General features: G+C 65.9%; 21 protein-coding genes and 1 riboswitch. Of the genes, 4 read left to right on the top strand and 17 right to left on the bottom strand.

The features are described 5' to 3' along the window. The 3 genes from MKK58_RS00705 to MKK58_RS00695 all read right to left on the bottom strand — a co-directional run. The coding region (locus tag MKK58_RS00705) for a phage baseplate assembly protein (RefSeq protein ID WP_243910298.1) at positions 1-382 on the bottom strand (382 nt) is incomplete at its 3' end. Beyond that, positions 382-2,493, bottom strand: a complete 2,112-nt coding sequence (locus MKK58_RS00700; protein ID WP_243910297.1) for a hypothetical protein — start codon at positions 2,491-2,493, stop codon at positions 382-384. The genes MKK58_RS00705 and MKK58_RS00700, both read right to left, overlap by 1 nt. Next, positions 2,486-3,103 (bottom strand): terminase small subunit, encoded by a 618-nt coding sequence (locus MKK58_RS00695; protein WP_243910296.1) that lies wholly within the window; start codon positions 3,101-3,103, stop codon positions 2,486-2,488. Before MKK58_RS00695 ends, MKK58_RS00700 begins: the two co-directional genes overlap by 8 nt. A gap of 548 nt (positions 3,104-3,651) precedes the next feature. Between MKK58_RS00695 and MKK58_RS00690 the strand changes: the two genes are divergently transcribed. Then, positions 3,652-3,852, top strand: a complete 201-nt coding sequence (locus tag MKK58_RS00690) for a hypothetical protein (RefSeq protein ID WP_243910295.1) — start codon at positions 3,652-3,654, stop codon at positions 3,850-3,852. Between the two features lie 23 nt (positions 3,853-3,875). On the opposite strand, the gene MKK58_RS00685 is transcribed toward MKK58_RS00690, so the two are convergent. The 3 genes from MKK58_RS00685 to MKK58_RS00675 all read right to left on the bottom strand — a co-directional run bounded on the left by MKK58_RS00685 (position 3,876) and on the right by MKK58_RS00675 (position 5,229). Continuing rightward, positions 3,876-4,085 carry a hypothetical protein gene (locus MKK58_RS00685; protein WP_243910294.1) on the bottom strand — a complete coding sequence of 70 codons (210 nt, stop codon included), beginning with the start codon at positions 4,083-4,085 and terminating at the stop codon, positions 3,876-3,878. 225 nt (positions 4,086-4,310) lie between these two features. Continuing rightward, on the bottom strand, positions 4,311-4,577 hold the full coding sequence (locus MKK58_RS00680) for a hypothetical protein (protein ID WP_243910293.1): 267 nt from the start codon (positions 4,575-4,577) through the stop codon (positions 4,311-4,313). Next, a complete protein-coding gene (locus tag MKK58_RS00675; RefSeq protein WP_243910292.1) occupies positions 4,564-5,229 on the bottom strand; it encodes a hypothetical protein in 666 nt (221 codons plus the stop codon). The genes MKK58_RS00680 and MKK58_RS00675 overlap by 14 nt, the downstream gene beginning before the upstream one ends. A gap of 572 nt (positions 5,230-5,801) precedes the next feature. Here MKK58_RS00675 and MKK58_RS00670 point away from each other — a divergent pair. Beyond that, positions 5,802-6,056, top strand: a complete 255-nt coding sequence (locus tag MKK58_RS00670; protein WP_243910291.1) for a hypothetical protein — start codon at positions 5,802-5,804, stop codon at positions 6,054-6,056. A 96-nt stretch (positions 6,057-6,152) separates the two neighbouring features. On the opposite strand, the gene MKK58_RS00665 is transcribed toward MKK58_RS00670, so the two are convergent. From MKK58_RS00665 to MKK58_RS00625, 9 genes are all read right to left on the bottom strand, one after another. Next, positions 6,153-6,614, bottom strand: a complete 462-nt coding sequence (locus tag MKK58_RS00665) for a hypothetical protein (RefSeq protein ID WP_243910290.1) — start codon at positions 6,612-6,614, stop codon at positions 6,153-6,155. 78 nt (positions 6,615-6,692) lie between these two features. Beyond that, positions 6,693-7,820: an AAA family ATPase gene (locus MKK58_RS00660; protein WP_243910289.1), complete on the bottom strand. Its 1,128-nt coding sequence runs from the start codon at positions 7,818-7,820 to the stop codon at positions 6,693-6,695. Positions 7,821-7,843: 23 nt separating this feature from the next. Continuing rightward, positions 7,844-8,116, bottom strand: coding sequence for a hypothetical protein (locus tag MKK58_RS00655; protein WP_243910288.1), 273 nt, complete (start codon positions 8,114-8,116; stop codon positions 7,844-7,846). After that, a complete protein-coding gene (locus tag MKK58_RS00650; RefSeq protein WP_243910287.1) occupies positions 8,113-8,871 on the bottom strand; it encodes a DUF3102 domain-containing protein in 759 nt (252 codons plus the stop codon). The genes MKK58_RS00655 and MKK58_RS00650 overlap by 4 nt, the downstream gene beginning before the upstream one ends. Before the next feature lie 202 nt (positions 8,872-9,073). After that, positions 9,074-9,280, bottom strand: a complete 207-nt coding sequence (locus tag MKK58_RS00645; RefSeq protein ID WP_243910286.1) for a helix-turn-helix transcriptional regulator — start codon at positions 9,278-9,280, stop codon at positions 9,074-9,076. 198 nt (positions 9,281-9,478) lie between these two features. Further along, positions 9,479-10,354 (bottom strand): hypothetical protein, encoded by an 876-nt coding sequence (locus MKK58_RS00640; RefSeq protein WP_243910285.1) that lies wholly within the window; start codon positions 10,352-10,354, stop codon positions 9,479-9,481. Next, positions 10,347-11,600: a tyrosine-type recombinase/integrase gene (locus MKK58_RS00635; RefSeq protein ID WP_243910284.1), complete on the bottom strand. Its 1,254-nt coding sequence runs from the start codon at positions 11,598-11,600 to the stop codon at positions 10,347-10,349. The genes MKK58_RS00640 and MKK58_RS00635 overlap by 8 nt, the downstream gene beginning before the upstream one ends. A gap of 353 nt (positions 11,601-11,953) precedes the next feature. After that, a complete protein-coding gene (gene bla / locus MKK58_RS00630) occupies positions 11,954-12,838 on the bottom strand; it encodes a class A beta-lactamase (RefSeq protein WP_243910283.1) in 885 nt (294 codons plus the stop codon). Positions 12,839-13,061: 223 nt separating this feature from the next. Then, positions 13,062-13,544, bottom strand: a complete 483-nt coding sequence (locus tag MKK58_RS00625; protein WP_243910282.1) for a hypothetical protein — start codon at positions 13,542-13,544, stop codon at positions 13,062-13,064. Positions 13,545-13,674: 130 nt separating this feature from the next. Between MKK58_RS00625 and MKK58_RS00620 the strand changes: the two genes are divergently transcribed. Together MKK58_RS00620 and MKK58_RS00615 are read left to right on the top strand one after the other, a co-directional pair. After that, positions 13,675-13,992, top strand: coding sequence for a hypothetical protein (locus tag MKK58_RS00620; RefSeq protein ID WP_243910281.1), 318 nt, complete (start codon positions 13,675-13,677; stop codon positions 13,990-13,992). Beyond that, a complete protein-coding gene (locus tag MKK58_RS00615; protein WP_243910280.1) occupies positions 13,952-14,173 on the top strand; it encodes a hypothetical protein in 222 nt (73 codons plus the stop codon). The genes MKK58_RS00620 and MKK58_RS00615 overlap by 41 nt, the downstream gene beginning before the upstream one ends. 98 nt (positions 14,174-14,271) lie before the next feature. Here the strand turns inward: MKK58_RS00615 and MKK58_RS00610 are convergent, their stop codons facing one another. Both MKK58_RS00610 and MKK58_RS00605 read right to left on the bottom strand, forming a co-directional pair. Then, positions 14,272-15,906, bottom strand: coding sequence for a PepSY domain-containing protein (locus MKK58_RS00610; protein ID WP_243910279.1), 1,635 nt, complete (start codon positions 15,904-15,906; stop codon positions 14,272-14,274). Beyond that, positions 15,906-18,122 carry a TonB-dependent receptor gene (locus MKK58_RS00605; RefSeq protein WP_243910278.1) on the bottom strand — a complete coding sequence of 739 codons (2,217 nt, stop codon included), beginning with the start codon at positions 18,120-18,122 and terminating at the stop codon, positions 15,906-15,908. The genes MKK58_RS00610 and MKK58_RS00605 overlap by 1 nt, the downstream gene beginning before the upstream one ends. Positions 18,123-18,438: 316 nt before the next feature. Then, positions 18,439-18,530: riboswitch (cobalamin riboswitch) on the bottom strand. This riboswitch is flagged as partial in the annotation.

The following is an 18,530-nucleotide window of genomic DNA, read 5'->3' as shown; positions in this document are numbered from 1 at the left end:
CGTAGGGCTTCAGCACCGAGTTCGCGATGGCATCAAGCCTGTACCCCCGGTACTGACCCGTGCCGCCGTCGATGCTCGCTTCCGTGATGATCCCGGCCTTGCCGTAGCCGACCACCTGCACGGCGTGGCGGTTGCCATCGTAGGCGGCCTGCCGGTCGCGGATGTAGCCCTCCTGGATCACGACCTGACCGGCGAGTGCAATATCGACCCGGTCGCCGGGCTTGAGGCGGAGATTGGCCACGGCGCTTGGCTCCGCGCAGACGAGGCGGAAGGATCTGATCCAACCTTCGCTCAGATAGTTCTGCTCGACCGCGACGTTGATCCAGTCGCGGTAGGTGCCGCCGTTGGTGCGGACCTCACAGATGAGATCGGGATCAGGCATCAGATCGCCTCCACCTGTCTGGATTTCGAGACCGTGGTTTCCTTGAACAGGTCGCCCATCGAAGCGCGGGCACGGGTCCCGGCCGGGAAGCCGTTGAGGTCGATCGTCATGTGGTGGGTCTGCGGAGGCGGCGCGGCTTGCTCGCGGCCGAACGTCCGCCCCATAAGATCGTCACCTGGGCGTCGACCGGAATCGGCGGCATCCGCATCAGCCATCCTGCGCCCCGGCATCGTGGACGCCTTCGGATCGACCTGCCGCATGAGTTCGACTGCACGGGCAAGGCGCTGTCCGCGCAGGGATGCCCACTCCTGGCCCAACCCCGTAGCGCTCGTGCCTCGGCCGCGAGCGAGTTCGGCCCCCATACGGTCCTGCATCTGTTCGTCGAACAGTTCGTCGCCCTTCAGCCCCATCTTGCGCATCAGACCACGCATCGTCTGGCCGACGATCTGGTAGCGGCCGAGAGCTGAGGAGTTCGGGTTGCCGGGCTGCCGGCGCATGTGAAGGCCGAGCGCGTGGATCTGATCCAGCGTCATGCTGGTGAGGTTCTGTTCTCGGCCGCCTGGGAGGTATCGGCCATAACCAAGGGAGGTGTTGTAGCCCCCGCCAGCCTTGTGGGCGGTCCCCTCCGATTGGGCGATGTGATCCAGGACATCTTTGTAGGCGCCGGGGTTTGCCGTAACGGCAGGGCCTCCGCCTGCACCAAGGGATGGTAGCGGAGCAGCAGGCGCGATAGCGGGGGCGCGACCATACCCTCGGCCCGCGCCACCACCTGTATGGTTCGGATTGCCCCCACTGCCCGCCAGCGGCCCCGGCAAGCCCAGCGGCGGAATACTCCCGACACCACCGTAGCCGCCGCCGGCACCGCCGCTACCGGTGCCATAAGCGGCGCGGTGGATGAGCGGGTTGCCGCCGCCGGTCACGCCTGAGAAGCCGGAGGGCTGCGCCGTCGCTCCACCCGTGGCCCGAAGCTTCTCAAGCTCGTCACCAACGCGCTTCAGTTCCTCCGTCATCCGGTCGCGCTTGCGCTGGTAATCCGGCGCGGTGGGGTTGGCGTCCAGAAGCCGGCGCTGCTGCTCGATGGAGTCGCGGCGCCCCTCAAGCTGCTTCACGCCGGGCGGCCCACCGAGGACGGGCGTGAACTCCTTGTTCTTCGACGGGTCGCCTAGGCCGATGAATTCCTTGAACCGCTCGTAGGTCCGGACGATCGCTTCGAACTCCTGCACGGTCGTGCGGGCGAACTTGCCGATCTCCTCCAGCTGCTTGCCGAAGGCGGCCATGGACTCCGCCGAGCCGAACTTCTCGACCAGGCTGGATAGCTGCTCCAGCAGGGGACCAAGCGCTTCGGTGCGCAGGCCGTCCATATTCTCGCGCACCCGGCTCAGCGCCGTTTCGAACCGCTGGGCCGCCTTGACCTGGGCATCCGTCGTCGTGCCCTGCGCCTTCAGGATCTCGTCCATCACCTGCCGGTAGCGGCCGCTGACCTGGCCCGCGACAGCGGCGATCTGGTCCGAGCCGAGCACCATCTCCACGATCTTCCGACGCTTCACCGGGTCGCCGATCTGCGAGACCGACTCCATGAAGTTGTCGAGTGCCGTCTTCATGTTGGGCGAGGTGATCATCTTCTCGACCATCTCGCCGAGGTTCATGGCCTTGAGGTCGTCGTAGGTCTGACCGTAGCGTTTGCGCAGCCCGCTCATCTCATCCGCGAACTTCCGAACCCCGCCCTGCATCGTCTCGGCCGAGACACCGAAGCGTTCGCCGAGAGCACCAAAGGCGCGAAGCTGGTCGACCGCCAGCCCCGTCTCCTTCGACATGATGGCAAGCTGCTGCGTGCCTTTAGAGAACCCGCTTAGGGCTGCCGTGACAGCGCCGAGAGAGACTCCTGCGGTAAGGCCTGCCACACCGAGACCGGACAGCACGGGCTGGATGCCCTGCAGGGCCGTGGTCGTCTTGCCGAGCGTTCCGTGGAAGGCATCGAAATCCTTCTTCAGATCCTTGCCGGCCTGCGTGCCCGTGGCGGCGGTGCGCTGTAGGGCTGTGTGCAGCTTCGCGAGCGGGCCGGTGAAGCCGTCCTGAACTTCCGCGACAAGGCGGAGGCGATCGTCAGCCATGGGCAGGCTCCTTCAGGGTGGCGGTTCGCTCATGCCCTCGGAGCCAAGCAGCTTGGGCGTCCAGCACTTCGGGGGATGGCTTCAGCCATTCGATGCCGTCCACGAACCGCTCGCAAACGTCCTCATCGAAGACGCTACCGGCTTCCAGGGCTAAGGATTTGAAATCAGGCTCGTCTTCATTCCGACAGAACATCTCAACCAAATCGACCTCTGCCACACCCCGTTCTGCCATGTAGGCTTCAACACTATCTGCAAATCGGATGCAGACCATTTGATTCAGCGCATAAGAGATTTCGATTGAAGCGCCGGCCTTCACTGCCATGTCGGCTGCAATCGATCCCACGTGGCGGACGGCATAGCCGAGCGCCTTAATTACCTCGGCCCGCTCGGTCGTGCTGAACGTCTGCAACCCGTTGCGCGTGACGACTTGGCCGGGCCTAGACCAGTAACGCGCGAGCCAGTCTTGAACGGCGTCGAAATCAAACTCCCACTCGACGCCTTTACTTCCTCGGGTCTTGAAGGGGCACCCCTTCTGTACCCACGCGTCAACCGTAGGAAGGCTTACGCCGTAATGACTTGCGACCTGTTTGCGGTTCAGCGTCTCAAGCATTTCTTGGCCTCGGGCATAAACATAAAAAGGGAATTTGAAAGTTGGTAGCTAGAGACCAACTGCACTCGCGCTGACCCCCGATAGGCCCCCGTACAACCAAGGACCCCGGAACTCGCGCCTGCGGACTGATGTGCTACTGTGTCGAGACCTACCGAGCCCGATGAGGTGCTTCGATGGATAGAACGCACGGTCTTGAAGTTGGCCTTTTGGCTTTCGCGTTCTTCATGACGATTTGGAGCCTGCGACCCGACTGGATGCGATCGAAGAACTCGCGGACTGCGGGGTCTAGACATGGCTCCAGTTCCGGCAGCAGCACTTCGTCTGACGGTGGCTATGGAGGCCACAGCTGCTCTGATGGTGGCTCCAGTGACGGCGGAAGTTGCGGCGGTGGAGGAGATGGCGGCGGGGGCGGTGACTGAGGGTCGCTCTCCGCGACGGACGGTCGCCACAGGCTCGACGGCAGGAACGGCGCGGGAAGCGTCGGGTTGGGTACGCTCTATGGGCCGCGAGTACGCGTCAGCGGACCGAGCCGAACAACAGGAGCCACCATGTCGAACAAGCATCTCAAGACCGACGTGCCGACCGATGCCGACCTCAAGGGCAATCCTGGGATCGGCCAGTCGAGGGGCATGACGGGGCACGACATCGAAGACATCGCCGCCGACTCCACCGTCGAGGGCGACGTCGAGAATGAGACCAAGCTTGATGGTGGGATCGACCCCAACCATCGCGGCCGCGACCACGTCTGACATCTGATGCGGCGATGTGGGGATCACACCCGGCCCCACATCCCGCCCCGAGCCCTATAATCCTCGGCGGTCTCGTGCAGCGTATCGGGTGCGATGCTGCGCTCATCCCCGTTGCCGATGCCACCAGCGTCGCCGGGATCAACAGGCGGTGTCCAGGGGACGACAGCGGGCGCCACGTTGGCATCCGCATTGTCCGGTGCGCTGACATCGGTGTCGTGGGTGATCTTCGACATAGCTCGCTCCTCTGGGGGTAGGAGACCGCAGCGGGGTAACCCCTCCGCCGCGATCCCCGATTGTCCCTGTACGGACAGGGGGTGCAGTCTCGCCGGCCTTCGTATCCTCCGCCCCCATGGCCATGGATCGAGCGTAGGACAGGCTGGCTTGTCGCTATTGGGCTGACTCGTTCACCCTCAAAGGCGCAGGCCGGAGGCCCGCATGGGGCACCTGCGCAATCACTGTCAGGCCGTACGGCGCCAAAGGCTGCCATCGGCCGCGTAGCGTTCGGCACCGATCTGGTAGGAGGCGCCAGGGGTATGAAGCTCGCGCTTCGTTTGCTCGACGGCGGATCGGGTCTGAGGGGGCTTGCCCTCGGCCTCGCGGTTCTGGGCCGACCAAGCTGCGATGCGCTCGGCTTGGGTCAGCTTGCGTTCGGTGGCAGCCGGCTCGGGCTTGCCGAGGACGCGACGCGCCCAAGCGCGATCTGCCTCGATATCAGAGCATTTCATGGACAATCCTATGGGAAAGCGGGGCGGCGACTTCGCCCCAGATGAAGCCGGTGTCGGTGCCGAGGGCGGGCAGCTTCACGCGGCTGGCAATCGTGCTGTGCGGCTGATCGGCCTTGCCGTTCCAACTGCAGCGGGGCTCACCAGGTGGAACTGGCTCGGCGCCGTCTGGTAGGGCGTAGTTGGCGGCCGCGATCAGCGCGGCGCCTTCGCGGATCTTCGTCAGAAGCGGCACTAAACGCTGCGCCTCGATGACGTACTCGTCGGCCAGCTTGGCGACCTCGGCTGAGGCCTTCATGGCCTTGCGGTGAAGCTCCTTGCGGCGCTTCTGCTCGGCCTCGTGATCGGCCTTGGCCTTCGCTTCTGCGGTGACTGCAGCGGCGTGCTGCACGTCGGCCTGATCGATGCGGATCTTGGCGACAGCGATGCGGTGGTCGAGGGCGGCAACCTCGTCGGCCGTACCCCTCAGCAGAACGTTAGGTCGGCCTGCTTCCAGCGCCTCGCGGTCACGGACAGCGGCATCACGGTCCGCAGCGATCTCCACGGATGTGCGGGGCCCTGGACGCGTCGGCTGGAGCGGCAGGCGATTGCTGCCGAGGCTGACGACCGAAGCGAGGGTATTAGCTTCGCGGACGTTGACGGTGGGAAGGCTCATGCGGGCTCTCTCAGGCTGCTTGGCGAAGGGCGGGAGCGGCGGGAGGCGTACGAGGCCCGTCGCCGTCGTCCAGATCGGGCAGCGCCACGCCATCAGCGGTCAGTCGCTCACGAAGAGCGCGGCGCATCCACTCGGCGGAGGACGTGCGAGCCAGACGAGCCGCACGAGCAACGGCGCTATTCAAGCCGGGCTCAGCTTTGAAGCGGATAGGTTCTGAAAATTCGATGCGGTCGGTCATCATCTTGGGCGCAACTCGCGTGCAATTGATGTCCCAAGACGTGGCCTTATTTGGCTAAAATCACAATAGACGGATATCCGCGATCCTACGGCACGAAGAACTACCCGTGACGAAGCGTTGGTATTTGTTGCGCTTCGTTATGATTGTAGTGAGTTGATCTGCCGCACCACTTCGACATTTGCGATAAAACGAACTGCGCAGACATCTCACTCGGTCTGGCGTTCAGCCTCAGTCATCGGCGCCTCGCAGATGCTTCAGGGGGTCATAGTGGCTCGACGAGGCTGAAAAGCCGCGTATCCTCATCCTCGTCCCGACTGGGACAAGGGAGGAAAACATGTCCGCAAACTGGAAATCAGTTAAAGAGGACTTGGACTGGAGCCTGAACCAAGGCGACGATGTGAAGGGCCGAACCGAGTTGAAGGAAGCCTTCAGCAAAGGTGACGCCAAGGAAATGGCGCACGTTATCGAAGCGTTCAAAATGGGCCAGCGCGACAACCATAAGATCGCGAACCTGACGCGATGCGCCCATGAAGACGACAAGCGCCTGTACAACATCGGACGGAAGCTGATCGAGATGAAAGCTTCCTAATCAGCGCTGGGGCGCCTTAGAGCGCCCCATCCAGCGAGATTGACGTTCACGCACCTGCACGCTTGCGTGTGGTGCAGCGACCCCGCCTTAACCCAGTCATGACTGCGCTTCCTCACGCTGGCGCCGCTCGGCCCATTCCCGATCCTGCTGGAACTGTGCTTCGCGAGCTTCAGCGGCCCACCGTTCGAAATCGGCGTTTTCTTCCTGACGGGGCTCGCTCCGGTAGGCTGCCTTCTTCTTCCGAGCGAGATCCGCCTCCTTCTGCCTCAGCAACTCCTCCACGGTGATCGGCTCGGTTTTTGGCTTCGGCTGCGCCCAGGCGTAGGTCGGGCGGCCGTGCGGGCGTCGAGCGCTACCGGCATGCGGAGAGGGGCCGGGAGTCGTGCGCGCCTGATCCGCATCCACGATTCCGATAGCAGCCGCGAGGCTGAGACCGGCTGCGGCCGCGACGCGTGTAGCGGCAGCCTTCCCAGCCGCTCGCTCGCCGTCCGTGGCGCCACGATCCATTAGGGCCCGGCATTTCGCGAAGCGGTCGCGATCAAGCGTGCGGGCACTCATGGCCGCGCTCCGTGATCCAGCCCCCCGATCACATCGCAAACAGGCATCACAACGATCACAAGATCACAACGCCACCCCCTACTCATCCTCGTCACCATCCCGAGCCGCCAGATAGTCGGCCCCGTTTGTGATCTTGTGATCGTTGTGATGGGGGGTGTGATTGTGATCGGGGTGCAGGTAGCGGCCACGGCTCGCCTTGGCGACCTCTCCACTCCGCATCATGCTGACGAGAAGCTGCCGGACATTGGCGTTGGGCATGCGGGTAGCGTCTGCAATTTCGCCGGACGACATGGGCTCGGCAGCTTCCTTCAGTGCGTTCAGGATCAGGCTCCGTTCGTCGGTGCGCCGGACCTCAGCGGCTTCGCCGAGGATGCTCCACCGACAGCTTGCCTTGTCGAAGGTGACTGCCGCCTCAATCTCCTCGATATCCCGGCCCCGCCCGTAGAGGGTCGCACCGCTGCCGTCCCGATCGAGGATCACCGTCGTGTCGGCCGCCCCCGAGAGACCGAGCGTACCGCTCACCTTCTCAAAGGGATCAGCGTCGGCTCCGTTCGATTTGCGAGTGTGATGCACCACCACGATGGCGACGCCGAACTCGCCAGCCAGAGTCTGGAGGCCTTTGATCGCCGCATAGTCGGCCTCGTACAGCGACTCACTGGAGCCACGGACCGGCTTGAACATCGCCAACACGTCTACGATCACGAGACGCGGGTTTTCTTTGGCGATGATCCAATCTCGAATCGCCTCGATGCCGCCGTCACCCGCCCGGGGCCATTCGGTGGCGTAGTGCATTGCTGCCGGCCATTCTTCCGCAAAAGCGCCGAGCACTTTGTCGATCCGGTTCTGCAGCCGGCGCCGGTTATCCTCCAGGGCGAGATAGAGGACATCGCCCTGGTCGCACGCGGTATTGCCGAGACAGATGCCGCCGCTGGCGACCGCGAGACCGACTTCTAGCATCAACCAGCTTTTGCCGAGCTTGGGGCGACCCGCCAGCAGGGTGCAGCCCTCGGCGATGTAGCCAGGAACCACGTAGCGGATCGGCGGGAAGATCATGCGGCGCAACTCGGCTGCATTACCGATCTCGATCGGCTTGCCATCCTTGCTTGAGGGCTGGCGGCTCCGCCGCCCGGCAGACTCGGCAACGGCTGGGCCGAAGCGCTCATGCCAATCGGGGAAGCCCGCCTCGGCGGCATCCAGTTCGGACATCTCGTTCGCGAAAGGGTCCGCTCTCATGCGCGTTCCTCTCGTGTGGGGATGGGCCGGGCTTGCCGGCGCTGCGCCTGCTCGGCCTTCATGTCATTGAGGTCCGCCATGGCGCTGACGGACGCCTTGGTGCAGGCGACGAGACAGCGGATAGCGTAGGCGAGGCCTGCATCGTTGCCGATCTCAGCGTAGGTGCGCGCGACGTTGGCGTGGGTCTCCGCGCCGGCCAGCGTCTCGGCGATGAATTGCCGGTAGGCCTCGGGCGTGCCGTAGGCGATGTGGTCGCGAGGATCGCTCATGCGTCGCCTCCATCGTTTGCCCGCCTCAACCTCAGCACCTCAGCAAAGCCGTAGGGGGTGCCAGCCTCGAACAAGGCCGCGAAGTCTTTGAATTGCGGGCCGAGATGCTGCTGCAGGAAGGCCGCCGCATCTTCGTTCGCTTTCTGACGCAGCCTGTGCCGCTCTAGATCTTTCTCATTCTCCCGCTCGATGGCTTGACGACGACGTTCGTCAGCCTTGCGGATTGCATCGTGCTTTGCAGGCGGCGCCCAGCTCAACTTGCGCCTCAGTTTCTTGTCCATCGCCCTTTCGCGCCCTTCCTGCTTGCGGGCGCTGGTCACAAGGTCACCGATGGTTTTGGCCGATAACCGCTCACCGGCTTCGAGCCGCTGAATGACATCGTTCACGCACGTCTCCGGCGTGCTGGCAGAGGCAAGCTTGTAGAGGCCGGTCGGCGGCAAAACGGAAACGATTTCCGATTTCTCATCCGCTAGTCGGGCCGCGCTCATGAAGTTGCGCGCGGTCCGATCGCTCCACCCAAATTCCGCGATCAGCCATTTGCCGAACTGGCCAGAACTGAGGGTGTCCTTCACCTCGATCAGCGTGCGGCCGATCTCGATGGCCGACATCTCGACCTGCTTGCGAAGGGCATCCTCAAGCGCTCGGATACGATTGGCTGCGCGTTCGACGCGGTCGGCCTGCCCAGAAGCCAGTGCCGAGTAATCGAACGCCGCCTGTGTCGTGGGTTCAGCGTAGGGAATGGGGAAGGTGCTCATGCGCGGCTCCCCCAAGTTTCGGGGACGGAATAAGCCTGCTCGGCAAGCACACTGGCGTGAGCGAAACTCAGCCCAAGTCGGGCAGCAAGCTTTTTGGCTTGGTAAAATCGAGGCTCTTGGGCTAGTATCTCGGTGCTTCCCGCCAGGAATGCTGTTTCCGAGAGACCCGCCGTCGCCCCGCGATGCGCGGGTTTCTTCATGGCTAAGCAGCCTCCTTCACGGCAATGCGCGCATCAAACATGTCGAGGGTTTCCTCGCTCCAGAGCCGCCGTCCGTTCACGATCAAATCGGGTTTCGGGAAGTCGACTTTCCCGTCATTAATCCAGCGCCACAGTCCCATTTCCGAGATCCCGCCGTAGCGGCGCCGGACTTGGGTCGCAGTGCAGTAGAGCTTCTGTCGATCGCTCATCTTCACACCTCCAAACGCGCAATAACATTCGCGACGAGGTGATAATGTCTAAATAAAAACGCCTGTAAACGTGGGTGATCAGACGTTAATTACCGCGCTATACTGCGGAGGAAGACCGCTCATTTCCCGCGCAACGCTGCGGGAGATAAGCGCAGATTTCCCGAGACAAAAAACCGAATCTGCTTGGCGAACTCGAACTCAGGTCTGTCGGGTGTCGAAGTTATGAGAGCGGTATCTCAATCCGAACGTGCTCAACGGCTCGCGCTGCGTTTCCAACAAGATCGCATGCACGTTGACGTCTATCGTATTCCCATCCGCTTCAGCGTATTTAGGATTGTACTCTAGAATGACAGATAGCTCACCGGCCTTCCTAGCCCATTCAATCTGAAACTTTTCTAGGTAACCCTTTTTCAGATCAGTCTCCCAATCCCGCAGCGTTCCAGCTTTTATCTTTGTCGCAAGTTCAACCCGATTTTGCGCGCTTTTTTTCGTGCTGCCAGAACCGACTAGAAAGGCGACATGCTGAACGGCGCGGAGTCGCATTTTATCCCAAGTATAAGCATCACCTTTTTTCGTACTGGGGGCAGCCTGAAAAATAGGTAGTGTTTGACCCTGCGCGAGTCCGTCGAAACCATCCGCTATTGCTTGGGCGACCCAACGCGGCAGCATGAGTGCAACGGGATCTATACCTTTATGATGTAATATTCCGCTTGCAGCGAGTTGATACCCGAAGCATTCTCGCGCGACACCCTGCACGTCGTTTTGCAAAAGTTCCTGCGGATATAGGCTTTCACCAGGTGACGACTCAGCGAACCAGCCGTAAGCCTCCAGCATCATCACCTGCCAAGTTAATCTAGACTTCCCAAGCACAAGTTGAACTTTAAATTCATCCCCCGGTACGTCATGATCGATTCGCTTTAGCGCATCCTCGTATTCAGCACGCTGTATCTCTAAGAGCTTCGCCGCGATCTCTAAACGAGGAGCATCCGTCGCGATCCCAGCCTCTCGTGCGGCTTGGAGAACGACATCGTTCCAAAGTTCTTCACGCCGAGCTTTCTTCCAGGCTTCATCCATGGCGCGAGCCTTCGCTGATTAAGCTGGAGACATGTTCCGCCCACGCTTCCAGCGCCAACCGCTTTTCAGCGAGGTACTGATACCGATTATAGACGGCAGCCACGCCGCTGATCGTGCCCGAGCGATGGTTCAGAACAGCCTCAACCACGTGGATCGGCTGCCCGAGCTTTGCCATGCCGGTGCTGCAAGTGCGTCGAAGATCGTGAAGGCGCCAGGGTTTGATCAGAACCCCCTTCGGATCGCGGCCGGCGCGAGATGCATCCTCTCGGGCAATCGCCAGCATCGCGGCGTCCAGCTTCGCCTTGCTGCTCGAATAGTCGGAGATCGGCGCCGTACCCGTGCGGGTGAAGATGTAGCCGGGCCTACCGGCGATGCGGGGGAGGGCGGCCAACAACTCTGCGGCCGCAGCCGACAAGGGCACCAGGTGCTCAAGCGAGTTCTTCGTTCGCGGCGCAGGAATGGTCCAGAGATCGCCGTCGACCTCACCGCGCACCATCCGGGCAACCTCGTCACGCCGCTGGCCGGTCAGCAGGAGCAACTGAACCATCGCGCCGAAGGGGGGCCCGACCGCCTCCGCAGCCCGCCAGACCAGCCGAACCTCAACATCGGTCAGAACGCGGTCTCTACTGGTCTCAGAGACCGGAGGCTTGAGACCGAGGAACGGCGTCGTCTCGATGATCTCCCGGCTGAGCGCAAAATTGAACATGGCTCGCGCGGCAGAGAAGACGCGATTGGCGCCGGCCGTCATGCCGGAATCGGTCAGCGAGTCATTCATGGCGACCACGTCCTTGCGTGTCACCTCACCGATGCGCCGTGAGCCCCAGCGCGGCTCGACGTGGTTCCGCAGAAGCGCCTCCGCCTCCTCCGCATAGCGAGGTTTGCCGTTCGGCTTGAGATGGCGCTCGACGTATAGGGCGATCACGCGCGACACGCGATCTTCCTCAGCCGCGACAGACGCCGCTGCCGCCTCGCGCTTCGCCAAGTAGGGGTCCCGGCCGAGCGCTGCCGACTGCAAGGCCTCACGCGCCACGCTGCGGGCCTTGCTGAGGTCGAACAGCGGGTAGGGGCCGATCGTGTACTTCCGGGGCCGGCCGTTCACGCGGTAGCGAACTGCCCAGGATTTTGCGCCGCTCGGCTGCACCACGAGGTAGAAGCCGGGGAGGGTGGCGTCGGGGATCTCCAGACGCTTCTCAGGGTCGGGTTTGTAGCGTTCGACACTTTGCACCGTAAGCACCTTTGCTGCCACCAGATGCGCTCCACGGGTAACATCAGGGGATGCAAAAACGCTCGTTAAGGAGTGTTTTGCCCTGTTACCCGAAGTTATGGCATTTGGCGAAAAAGCCAAGGGCTGGAAGCCCGTAGGTCGACCTATCGCACCAGAGTGTTATGCAACGTTAGGGAGTAGCACAGCACTACGAATCTGGGGGTCAGAGGTTCGAATCCTTTCGGGCGCGCCACTTCATCCGATGCCAGTGCTTGGATGGAACTTCTCGAACAATCTCACACAGCAGATGCGAGCGGAGACTTTCTCCGTGCAGCCAGGCTGATTGCGTTCGCTTGACCCTTGCCGGTCGTGCGAGGCTGCCAGTTCCCATGGCGTCAGAGGCTTTCCGCGACGGCGCGGGCGACCTCCGCGAGGATCGCGTTGCGGTGCTCGGTGGGCGCGTCCGTCTCCGTCAGATAGGCCGCCACGAGGATCGGCGCGCCGCTCGGAGGCCAGAGCAGACCCGCGTCGTTGGTGGTGCCCCGGTCGCCGGAGCCCGTCTTGTCGCCCACGCGCCAGCCCGGGGGCAGGCCCGCCCGCAGCCGGGCGCCCCCCGTCCGGTTGTCCGCCAGCCACCCGAGCAGGATCGCCCGCGAGGCGGGCGTGAGGGCGGTGCCGAGGGTCAGCCGCTCCAGGTTCGCCACCATCGCCGCCGGTGTGGTGGTGTCGCGCGGGTCGCCCGGCCGCGCCTCGTTCAGGGTCGGCTCGTTGCGGTCGAGCCGGGTCGCCGGATCGCCGAGGCCGCGCAGATAGGCGGTGAGCCCGGCGGGGCCGCCGAGGGTGGCGAGGATGAGGTTTCCCGCAGTGTTGTCGCTCAGGGTGATGGCCGCCGCGCAGAGATCCCCGAGGGGCATGCCGCCCTCGGCCACGCGGGGCTGCGTGGCGGGCGAGTATTCCACCAGATCCCCCGGGCCGTAGGGGACCCGACGCTCCAGATGCTCCGTGCCCCCGTCTACCCGCGCCAGCACCGCCCCGGCCGCCAGCAGCTTGAAGGTGCTGCACAGGGGAAAGCGCTCCTCCGCCCGGTGCCCGGAGACCCGGCCCGTGCCGGTGTCCCGCACCTGGACGCCGAGGCGGCCGCCGCTGCGCGCCTCCAGTGCCGAGAAGCGTTCGGGGAGGGCCGGGCGCGACGGCGCTCCCGACCCCGGTCCGGCCAGGACCGCGTGTCCGGACAGGAAGGCGGCGGTGCCGCCGGAGAGGAGGGTGCGTCTGTGGAGCATCGCGGGGCCTTTCCGTGGTCGCGGGGCAGACAGCACCGCAGGGTGGCGCCAGCGTGGCGGGCACCGGGCCGATTGCGTGACCGCGTCCGTCAGCCGATGACCGCCTGTCCCTGATCGTCGTCGCGTCGAGCACGATCCGGATGGACGGCCGGGCGGCGGCGGAAGCGGCGTGTCCCGAGGCCGCGAAGGGCCGATCCGGCGCTGTCGCGGGATAGCCGGCAGCCTAGCGAACGGGCTTGTGCGGCTTTAACGACGGCTTGCCTGGGGCAGCCTTGCCCGGGAAAGTCTTGCCAACAGAAGACTTGCCGGGCGAGGGTTTGCCGAACGCCGGCTTTGCCGGCGCCTGGGGCGCCCCCTTCATCGGTGGCCTTCCCGGTGCCTCGGGCGAACTGCGCTCCGGGGCCCTGGCCGCCGAGTTGCCCGCGACCTTGCTCACCACCTTGCCCGTCGCCTTCCGGGCCTTGCCGAAGGGTCTCAGGGGCGCCTTCGCGTCCAGGGCGGTACGGGCGATCTCCTGTGGGTTCGGCGCGCCGCCCGCGATCCGCCGCAGGGCGTCCAGCATCTCCTCGAGGGTCTGGGCCGACTCGCCCTCCAGGGTCTCCTCGGGCCGGATGCCGTTGAGTTCCGGGGCGATCTCCTCGGCGGCCTCGCGCAGTTCGGCGATGAGTTCGGCGGGCGAGTAGCGGGGCGGGATCGGGTGGGCCATGGCGCAACCATGGCAGGCGTGGGAAAGGCCCACAAGGCGGCGCGGCCGCCCTCGATCGAGACCGGTTCGAACGGTTCCGGCCCTTCGCGCGTTGCTGTCGCCTCGGAGAGGGTGGAGGCGGGGGAGCAGCATGCGCACCTGGAGGGCCATGGACCGGGCTCCGCATGACGGGCGCTGGATCATCGCGATTCACCGCGACGATCCGGACCAACGCGCGGTGATCCGCTGGGACCCGGAGGCCGCCGGCGATCCGCGCCCCTGGCACGTGGCCTCCTGCCGGCACAGCTACCCGGCCGATGCCTTCACGGACTGGATGGACTTCCCGGATTGTCCGCCGTCCGATCGTCCGCAACCCGAGTGCCGGGCGCCCGAGGCGGCGCGGGGTTTCAATCCGACCGGAGACCACGATGGACACCAGGACGACGGGCCCGCTCACCCTCCACGTTGAGCCCTGCGCCGAGGATTCGACCCGCTATCGCTGGGCCATCCGCGACCGGGACCATATCCTGCGCGTCGCGGCCTACGCGCTGCCCGATGCCGCCGCGGCGCGGGCGCAGGGCCACGCGGCGCTGGCGGAGGCGGCAGCACTCCGGCGCGACGCCGACCCGGTTCCGCCCGTGCCGGCCTGAGCAGCCTCGCGTTGGCACGCCAACGCTTCGTCCGCTTAGGGTCTTGGTGTGTCGCAGATTGTCGTCGCAAAACCGGCAGCCACTTTTGCGAAAACTGCTTAGCCCGCCCGGGCGGTGCGGCGCAGGCGCCGCCAGCCCATCACGACGCCCGAGAGGGCGATGCCCGCGCCGAGGCCGTTGAGGAGCCACATCACCGCGTCCCAGGCCGGGCGGGCCTGGAACAGGTTTCCGAAGTCGAGACGGTGCGGCGCCTCGAAGAGCCAGCGCTGGAGCCGGCCGCTGGCATCGAGGCGGTCGAGGAGCGCGCGCGTCTCCGGGTCGATGTGCAGCCAGGTCGCGGCCGGGTCGTCGAAGCGGACGCGCAGGACCGGCAGGTGGCGGGTGTCGTGATGGGGATACCAGTAGGCATCGTAGGCGGTCAGCGTCTCGGCTCCGGCGATGCGGGCCTCCGGCAAGGCGCGGGCGGCGGCGGCCCTCAGGGTTTCCTCCGCAGGCGACGGGGCCACGACCCGGCGCCCCCCCGCATCGGCCGCGACCAGCACGGACCGGCCGTCGACCTGGGTGAACCGGACCTCGACGATTCCCGCATGCGAAAGTCCGTCCAGGGCCGCGCGGTCGATCCGAGCCGGGGGCCCGGCATAAGCCTCCCGCATGGCCGCCGGGGGCGTGCGGGACGAGAACCAGTGGTTCGGGTTCATCGAGAGCCAGCCGCTCGCGATGAAGGTCAGAAGGCACAGGCCCCCGAAGGTGCCGAGGAGGTGGTGCCAACGCCCGAGGCCACGATAGGGCGTCACCGCCCCGGAGGCGTAGGGCCGGCGCAGGCGCAGGCGCCAGATTCCGAGGACGAGGCCGCTGAGCACGCCCGCGACTGCGATGCCGGAGACCCACAGCAGGACCCCGCGCCAGAGCTCCGCCCGCGCCCGCAGCGGCGTGGGATAGAACCAGTGCGGGATCGCCCCGAGCCAGTTCCACAGGCGCTCCCGGCGGCTGGTGTCGAGGACGACCGCGCCGGTGCGGGCCGAGACGTAGAGGTCGGTGCCGGCGGCGTCGCCGAGCGCCACCACGTGGAAGGGGCGCAGCGGGTCGTAGCGGTCCCGCACCGTCCACTGGTCGCGGGTCACCGCCCGCACGGTGGCGCCCGGGCCGAACGGCGCCAGGGCCGCCGCCGCGTCGACGGGGCCGAGCGCCCGCCCGGTCTCGGCCGAGACCACGTGCCGGGCGCCGTCGCGGGTCGTCACCTGATAGACCGGCCCGGCACCCAAATCCGCACAGGTGAGAGGGGGCCCACCTCCGGCAGGACGTGAGGAATGAGGGTCAGGCGACTCGCGACGGGGCTCCCTCTCCTGGAAGGAGAGGGTTGGGGTGAGGTGGGGGACCTCTCCGGACACGCCACACACCTCACCCTGTCCCTCTCCTTCCAGGAGAGGGGACCCGCGTTGCCCGAGCGTCCCGCCCGGCCGATACGGAGCAGCGGAGCCCCGCATGGACAGGCTGAGGCCGCCGGGGGCGGGGTCGAGCCCCGCCCGGGTCAAGGCCTCGTCGGGGCCGAGGCGCACCCGATCCCAGGCGATGGGCGCGAGGTGGGACAGGCGCTCGGCCTCGGTCAGCGCCGGGAACGCCACGTAGAGCATCACCAGCCCCGACAGCACCCAGGCGGCGAGGAACAGCCCCGTGGCGATACCGAGCCAGCGGTGGCCGAGGATCAGCCAGCGCTTCAGGGATTTGAGCCGCATCAGAACCGCACGCTGTAGGCCACCTCGAAGGAGCGGGGCCGGCCGAGCAGCCAGTTGGTGCCGATGCCGTTCACGGCGTTGCCGCTGATCGCGTAGATATCGTCGAAGAGATTGTAGGCCCGCAGCGACAGCCGCGAGGCCGGCGTGACCTGATGGTCGAGCCCGGCATTGACCAGGGTGTAGGCCGGGCGCCGCGCCTGGTTGCCGAAGTCGCTGAAGGTCTCGCCCACGTGCTGGAGGCCGACCCGCGCCTCCCAGGCCGGGGCGAAGGCCCAATTGACCCAGAGATTGGCGACCCGCTCCGGCACGTCGATGGGCTGGCGCCCGGCATAGGACACGACCTGCCCGCCCACCGCCTGGTTGAAGTCGTCGTACTGGGCGTGGAGGAGGGCGACGTTGGCGTCGATGCGCCAGGCCTCGAACAGGTGCAGGCTCAGGGCCGCCTCGACCCCGAGGGAGGATTGCCGGCCGACCTGGGTGGACAGGGTGGGCTGGCCCGGCACGACCGAGATCAGGTTGTCCTTGACGATGCGGTAGCCGGCCAGCGTCCACTCGGCCCGGCCGTCGAAGGCGACGCCCTTGGCGCCGACCTCGACCTGCTCGCCGGTGGAGAGCCGGAAGTTGGCGAGCGACTGCGAGAGCGAGATCAGGCTCCCCACCGGATCGGTGGCGGTGGCGTACTGGGCATAAAGCGCCAGCAGCGGCGTCGGGTTGTAGACGGCGCCGAAGCGGTAGCTCAGCGCCTGGAAATCCTGGTCGAAGGTCGAACCCGTGACGAGGTTGCGGCGGTGGAGGCTCGGCGCGTCGTAGCGCACGCCCGCGAGCAGCGAGACCTGGTCGGACAGGATCAGGCGGTTCTCGGCGAAGACGGAGGCTTGGGTTGTGCTGGTGGCGTAGGCCGGGGAGGCGCGGCCGTTGGCCGGGAACAGGCCGGGGTCGTAGGCGAAGGGGTCGACGCTGGTGACGAGGCCGCCGCCCTCGGAGGCGAAGTTGTTGGTGTGCCGGAAGGCGATGTGGTTCACGTCGAAGCCGGCGAGGAACTCGTTGCGGAACCCGAACAGGGTGCCCCGGAAGGTCGCGTCGAAGCGGTTCCCGACCTGCTCCTGGCTGTGATAGATCTCGAGATAGTCCGAGCGGTCGATCCGGCCGGTGTCCCGGTTGAAGGCGTATTGCTCGACGTCGAGCCACTGGCGCCGGCTCTGGAGCCGGTAGGCGGTGTTGCGGATCGTGATGTCGGCGGTGGGCGTCCACTCCGTCCGCAGCTGCGTCCAGTTGTCGGTCCAGAGGATCTTGGCGTCGCGGACGTTGTAGTTGTTGAACCGGATGGATTCGAGGATGCGTCCGTTCACCAGCGGCGTACCCCAGTAACGGGCCGGCTCCTGGTAGCCGAAATCGTGGCTCAGGGTGAACGCGAGGTCCGGGGTCGCCTGAAGGGTGAGGGCACCCGAGACCGCGAGGTTGCGGAACTCCCCGTTCGGCGAGATCCAGCCCTCGGCGCGGTTGCCGCTGACGTTGAGGCGGTAGGCGACCGATTCACCGATGGGGCCGCCGGAATCGAGGGCGAGGCGCGCGAGCCCGTCCGAGCCCACGGCCGCGCGGGCCTCGTTGAAGGGCGTGAAGAGCGGCTTCTTCGTCACCACGTTGACCACGCCGCCGATGGCGCCGTCTCCGTAGAGCACGGAGGCCGGCCCGCGCAGCACTTCGATGCGCTCGACGTTCCAGGTGTCGAACGGGAAGGTGACGGTACCGGCGCCCACGAAGAGGCGGGTCCCGTCGTAGAGCTGCTGGATCGAGTTCGGCCCGGCAAAGCCCCGGGCCGTGAAGGCGCCGTTGCCGTTGCCCGGCGCCGCCACCGTGGTGATGCCGGTGGCGTTCTGTGTGACGGCCTCGGCCACCGTGTTCTGGCCGCGCAGGCGGGTGGTCTCGCCCGCGATCACGTCCACGCTGGCGGGGGTCTCAAGAGGCGTCAGGCCGAGGCGGCTGGCGCTGCGGCCGGGGCTGCGCAGGTTCAGCCCTTCGGCCGGCGGCGCGCTCCCGGTGCCGGTCCCGGAGACCGAGAGGGTGTCGAGGGTCACGGCCTCCTGCGCATGGGCGGGGGCGGACAGGACGCCGCCGAGAAGGGCCGCGAGGGGCAGGGCCCGGTCTCGGAAAAGGTGCTTGCGGCGTTGAGCGGACCGGGCGCGGACGTGGTGGCGATGCGGGTCGGAGAGGGACATGGAGCAACCGGGGACGGGCACGGGGATCGGCCGGAGCCGACGAGTCTCCTCCGCTAAAGCGAATGTTATAATGTTACAATCGCGAAATCTCGCCGACCGCATGTCGGTTCGGGCCACGATCCTGCAGACCACCGGCCGGGCGGCCGAACGGAACGGGCGGGCGCGCGACGCGCGGAAGGCGAGGGCGGAGACGGACATCGACGGGCTTGCGGACGCGAAACGCGCGCGAAGTGGCACGTCACCGCGAAGACGCCGGTCCGTTCGCGACATGCGAACGCCCCGACACCCACCAGGACACCCCGCCCGATGCGTTCCGCGTGTGACCACGACTGACGGCAGGTCTCCTGGCTCGCGGGTCACCGCCCTCTCATCGTCTTCCCAGGTTCCGGGTCCTCACGGACCGTTCAC

Origin of the sequence: Methylobacterium sp. J-078, from assembly GCF_022829285.1 — a bacterium.
Taxonomy (GTDB): domain Bacteria; phylum Pseudomonadota; class Alphaproteobacteria; order Rhizobiales; family Beijerinckiaceae; genus Methylobacterium.
This window is presented reverse-complemented; position numbering and strand designations above follow the sequence as displayed.